3 protein-coding genes and 1 pseudogene are annotated in these 5,484 nt (G+C 63.1%); all 4 read left to right on the top strand.

Annotated features, from left to right (window positions below):
• A partial coding sequence (locus tag CSW58_RS08975; RefSeq protein WP_099447060.1) for a TonB-dependent receptor domain-containing protein occupies positions 1-2,133 on the top strand: 2,133 nt, incomplete at its 5' end.
• Positions 2,134-2,359: 226 nt separating this feature from the next.
• Positions 2,360-2,764, top strand: a complete 405-nt coding sequence (locus CSW58_RS08970; protein ID WP_236627737.1) for a type II secretion system protein N — start codon at positions 2,360-2,362, stop codon at positions 2,762-2,764.
• Positions 2,761-4,824, top strand: coding sequence for a type II secretion system secretin GspD (gene gspD, locus CSW58_RS08965; RefSeq protein ID WP_099447058.1), 2,064 nt, complete (start codon positions 2,761-2,763; stop codon positions 4,822-4,824). Before CSW58_RS08970 ends, gspD begins: the two co-directional genes overlap by 4 nt.
• Positions 4,821-5,484, top strand: a pseudogene (locus tag CSW58_RS08960) (GspE/PulE family protein); the annotation flags it as partial. The gene gspD and the pseudogene CSW58_RS08960, both read left to right, overlap by 4 nt.

Below are 5,484 nucleotides of genomic sequence, written 5' to 3'. Positions count from 1 at the left end.
AAGTCCATTCCGAAGGAAGCCTTCTTCAGCTTTGGTGGGTCGGTTTCGGCTGACTCCGAGACCACTAATCAACTCGGCTACTCCTACTACGGCAGCAAGACCGACTGGAGCGGGTTCGACAACGGCAACCGTGACACGCCGTCCGCCTTGGGCGCGTTCCTCGCCAGCGGTAAACGCATTAGTTCCGGTCAGGTCGACACCGCGCCTATCGCCAGCCAACTGGTGACGGGCCGCAATGCCGTTCTGCAGACCTGGAACCACTTGCCGGCTAACTTCTCCGTCGACATGACGGCGGGCAGGCCCTTCGACCTGGACTCGGTTGATCTCGGCCTGATCGCCACGGTGGGCTACAGCAACAAATGGTCGTCGCGAAGCGCCCTCAATCAGAGTTCATTGCAGTCTGATCTGGCGGATAAGGAATCCGACTTCCGTCGCGTGTCGACCGATAATCGCGTTGTGCTGAACGGCCTGGTCGGAACATCGCTGGGCTTTGGTGACAACACGATCCGCTGGACCAATCTCTACGTCCACGACACGATCAAGAATGCGCGCCTTGGGGTCGGGAATCGTAAGGGCACCAATGTCAGCTACATGGACCAAGACACCGCCTGGTACGAACGTCAGCTCGCGAATACGCAGTTTGTCGGTGAATTCAAACCGACGGACAAAATCAATGTCGACGTCCGCGCTAGCTTCGCCAATACAAAGCGCGAAGCGCCGGCTGAACTCAATTTTGAGTATGTCAAAACTAATGCTGCTGCAGATCCGTATGGCAAATACTACGCTAACCGCCTGAATAACGGCAATGGAGGAAATGCTACAGTTAGTTACTCAAAGCTTAACGAGGATCTTTTCTCTGGCGGCCTAGATACGACCTATAAGTTTGCGCCTGGCTATTCGGCTACCGTCGGATACGCCTACCTCTCCACACGGCGCACGAGTTCTCGCCGGGACTTCCAGTTTCAGGCGCCAAGCTCCTTCCCCCGTGGGGTCGACATGTTGCGGCCCGATCTGCTCCTGGCTCCAGAAGTCATCAGCAACTTTGATATCGCCCTGGTGGAAACTAACGAAGGAAACCCCGCCTTCCGGGCGACTTTGCTGAACCACGCTGCCTATGCGAAGGTCAACGGGTCACTTTTTGACGTTTTTGAATATGATGCGGGCGTTCGATACGAAACGGCAAAACAAGAAGTTTCACCGCTACAGATCTTTAATACGCCTGGTGCGTCGCTTGCCGCGACGAAGCTTGACGAAAACTATGTCTTGCCGTCAGCGACATTGACCTGGCATCTTAATCCAGAGATGCAAGTGCGCGCGAGCGCGTCCAAGACCATTGCTCGGCCCCAGTTCCGTGAACTGATATATCAGTTCTACTTCGATCCCGAGAGCAACCGTAACTATCGCGGTAATCCACTTCTGGTCGACAGCGAGTTGACCAATGCAGAAGCGCGTTACGAATGGTTCTTTGATCGTGAACAGCGTTTCACTGTTTCTGGATTTTACAAGCAGATCAAAAATCCCATCGAGACCTATGTCTCGGGCGATGACTTTACGACCAGCTTCGCCAATGCCCCCAAGGCGGACCTCTACGGAGCCGAGTTTGAAGTTCAAAAATACTTCGACCTGTCCGATTGGAAGGCCGATTTCTGGGCCAATAGGCGCTTTGTAGCGATTGCGAACTATACCTATTCCAAGTCGAAACTAAAGCTATCGGCAACCGACACTGTCTCTGCGTTCTCGGCGAGTTCGACGATCGCGACGGACTACTTCCGCGATGGGGCCCCATTGACTGGGCAATCCGATCATGTGGCTAACGTTCAGTTTGGTCTCGAAGACACCGATCGCTTGTCGCAGCAGACCCTGCTGATCAACTATGCCAGTAAGCGGGTTACCAGCCGTGGCCTGGTGAACAGCGGCCAGCCCGACGCCTTTGAATACCCTGGTGTCACGATTGACTTTGTCGCTCGCCAAGGAATCGAGATGTTGGGGCGTGAAATCGAACTTAAGTTTGAAGCCCGAAACCTTACGGGACAGGAGCATGAAGAATATCAATCCGCGGCCGGCAACCGGATTGATATCAACACCTATCGAACCGGCCGGGTCTTCTCGCTCTCGGCCCAGGCCAAATTCTAGGGCCTGAACGGGGAGGGGCTTTCCCGCTCCGTTTCTCGAAGACTGAACGGTCAAATCGCGGCCTGTAAAACGCTCCCCATTCATCCGAGTGGGGAGCGTTTGTCATCATACTGTCGCTGAACTGTCGCAGATCTGCGTCGGCCTCGCGGTATCCGCTTTGTCAGAAGCGACCAGTCGGCGGGACCCTTTGAATCTCACAGATCTTTTCCGCGCGCCGAACGCCAGGATGGTTCTGGTGCTGGAGGTGCTTCTCGCCCTGGCCATCGCCACCCAGGCGGCGCGCCTGATCTGGATCGTCGCGTCGCCGATGGGGCCGGTGGCGGCGCCGGTCGCGCCATCGAGGCCTCGCGCCGATCTGGGCATCCTGGCCAGCTTCGACGCTTTCGGAGTCTCCGGCGGAGCCGTCTCGCCCAGCGGCGCGACCGGTGAGGCCTTCCGCCTGTTCGGCGTCCGCTCGGGCGGCGTCGGCGGCGGGTCCGCCATCATCGCCGGCTCGGACGGCGTGCAGAAATCCTACGCCGTGGGCGAGACGATCGCCGACGGCGTGACTCTGGCCTCGGTCGCCGCAGACCATGTCGAGCTGTCGCGCGGCGGCGCGCGCAGCACCCTCTCGTTCCCGGAAATTCAATGATCAAGGCCCCTTCGCCACGAACCTCCGTTCTGGCCATCGCCGCGGCGCTGGTCTTGGGCGGCGCCGTCCTGCCGGCCGCGCCGGCGCGGGCCCAGACCCAGGTGCTGAACGTCCAGGACGCCGACATCCGGGTGTTCATCCAGGATGTCGCCAAGTCGACGGGAACGACCTTCATCATCGACCCGCGCGTCAAGGGCACGGTGACGGTCGCCAGTAACGGTCCGCTCAATCGCCGTGAGCTTTTCGAGGTGTTCCTGGCCACCCTGAGGGCCAATAATTTCGTCGCCACGCCCGCCGGCGCCGGCGCCTATCGTATCGAGCCTTCCGAGAACGCCGCCCGCCAGCCCAGCACGGCCGGGGGGCAGTTCGCCACCGAGGTGTTCCGCCTGAGAACCCTCGACGCGGCCAGCGCCGTCGACATGCTCAAGCCGCTGATAGGGCCTCAGGGCCAGGTGGTGGCCAATCCGCGGGGCGGCGCCATCGTGGTGGCCGACTATGCCGACAATGTCCGCCGCATTCGCGCCCTGCTGGCCCAGGTCGATCAAGACCGCGCGACCGTCCACACCGTGACCCTGACCAACAGCTCCGCGCGCGAGATCGCACAGGTCATCAACGAGATCATGGCCGCCCCCGGCGCGGACGGCAAAAGTGGTCGCGGCGCGGTGGCCGTGGTGGCGGTCGAAAGCAGCAACTCGGTCCTGCTGCGCGGCGACGCCGACGCCGTCCAGCGCCTGTTGCCGATCATCACCGACCTGGATCGCCGGGCCGAGTCCAGCGACGACGTGCGGGTCGTCTTCCTGCGCCATGCCAATGCCGAGCAGATGCTCCCCGTCCTGCAGCAGCTGGTCGGCCAGAGCTCGGCCTCGTCCCTGGGCGTTTCGGCCAGGTCGCTCGGCGCGGGCCGGACGACCAACGCCGCGAGCAGCGCGGCCTCGACCGCTTCCGACCCGACGGCCCCCGCCTCGGCCACCGGCGGCGCCCAGGCCAGCGTCGCGCGCTATCCCGGCGCCAACGCCCTGATCATCAGCGCCCCGCCCGAGACCCAGCGCACCCTGGCCGAGGTCATCCGCCAGCTGGACATCCGCCGCGAGCAGGTCCTGGTCGAGGCCATCGTCGTCGAGGTTTCCGACACCACCGCCAAGCAACTCGGCGTCCAACTGCTGCTCGGCGGCTCGAACGGCACGATCCCGTTCATCGCCACCAACTATACCAACGCCTCGCCGAGCCTGCTGCCCCTGGTGGCGGCCGGAGCGAGCGGCAAGCCGTCGGACGGCGACTCCACCGCCCTGACCTCGGTGCGCGACGCGGCCATCAGTTCACTGCTGACCGCCTCGGGCGTGACCTCCGGCGTGGTCGGCCGCAGCGGCGACGCCCTGTTCGGCGCGATCATCAACGCGGTGAAGAAGGACGCCGGCTCGAACCTGCTGTCGACGCCGTCGATCATGACGCTGGACAATGAAGAGGCTCGCATCCTGGTCGGCCAGGAAGTGCCGATCACCACCGGTGAGGTGCTGGGGGATTCCAATTCAAACCCCTTCCGCACCATTCAGCGCCAGAACGTCGGGGTGCAGCTGGAGGTCAAGCCGCAGATCAACGCCGGCGGCGGCATCACCCTGTTCCTTCGCCAAGAGGTCTCCAGCGTCAAAGGACCGGTCAGCGTGGGGTCCAGCGAGCTGATCATCAACAAGCGCGAGATCGAGACGACGGCCCTGGTGGACGACGGCGACATCGTCGTCCTGGGCGGCCTGCTCGATCAGCAGGAAACCATGTCGGTCCAGCGCACGCCGCTGCTGGGCGACGTCCCGGGCCTTGGGGCCCTGTTCCGGAGCACCGCGCGCGAGCGTGGCCGGACAAACCTGATGGTCTTCATCCGTCCCCGCATCATTCGTAGTGTCGAGGACGCCCGCAACGTCACCGCGCCGCGTTACGACTACATGCGCAACCTGCCGGCCATGACCACGCCGGACGGCGACAATTCCCTCGACGCCGTCATGCGTGACTATCTGAACGCGGCCCTTCCCGTGGCCCCGTCAGCCGCCGCTCCGGCCGGGCAGAAATGACCGCGCCCATGCTCGCCTACGGCTTCGCCAAGCGTAACGGCGTGGTCCTGCTGTCCCTGGGCGAGCAGGCGGTCGTCGGCGTCCGTGAAGGCTATGACCCCATTGCCCTGGTCGAGGTGCGCCGGGCGCTCGGGCTGCCGCTGGCCATCGAGCTCATGTCGCCGCCGGTCTTCGATCGTAAGTTTTCGGAGGTCTATGCCGGCGCTGGCCTGGCCTCGGCGTCCAGCGCCGACAGCCTCAACCTCAGGGCGGGCTTGGTCTGCTGCTTGAGGACATCCCCGGCGGCGGCCGACCTGCTCGATCCGCAGGACGACGCGCCGATCATCCGCCTGATCAACGGCCTGATCGCCGAAGCCGTGCGGCTGGCGCCTCCGACATTCATATCGAGCCCTTCGAGCAGGCGCTTATCGTCCGGCTGCGGATCGATGGCGTTCTGCGCGAGGTTCTCAGCCTGTCGCCGCGCATCGCCTCGATGCTGGTTTCGCGGGTCAAGGTCATGGCCAAGCTGGACATCGCCGAAAAGCGCCTGCCCCAGGATGGGCGGATCTCTCTGGCCCTCGGCGCAAGAGCCTGGATGTCCGCGTCTCGACCCTGCCGGCCCGGATGGGCGAGCGGGTGGTGATGCGTATCCTCGACAAGGATCAGGCCGGCCTGCGCCTG

Origin of the sequence: Caulobacter sp. B11 (assembly GCF_002737765.1) — a bacterium.
Classification (GTDB): Bacteria; Pseudomonadota; Alphaproteobacteria; order Caulobacterales; family Caulobacteraceae; genus Caulobacter.
Note: the sequence above shows the minus strand (reverse complement) of the source record. Positions and strands in the feature narration are given on the sequence as shown.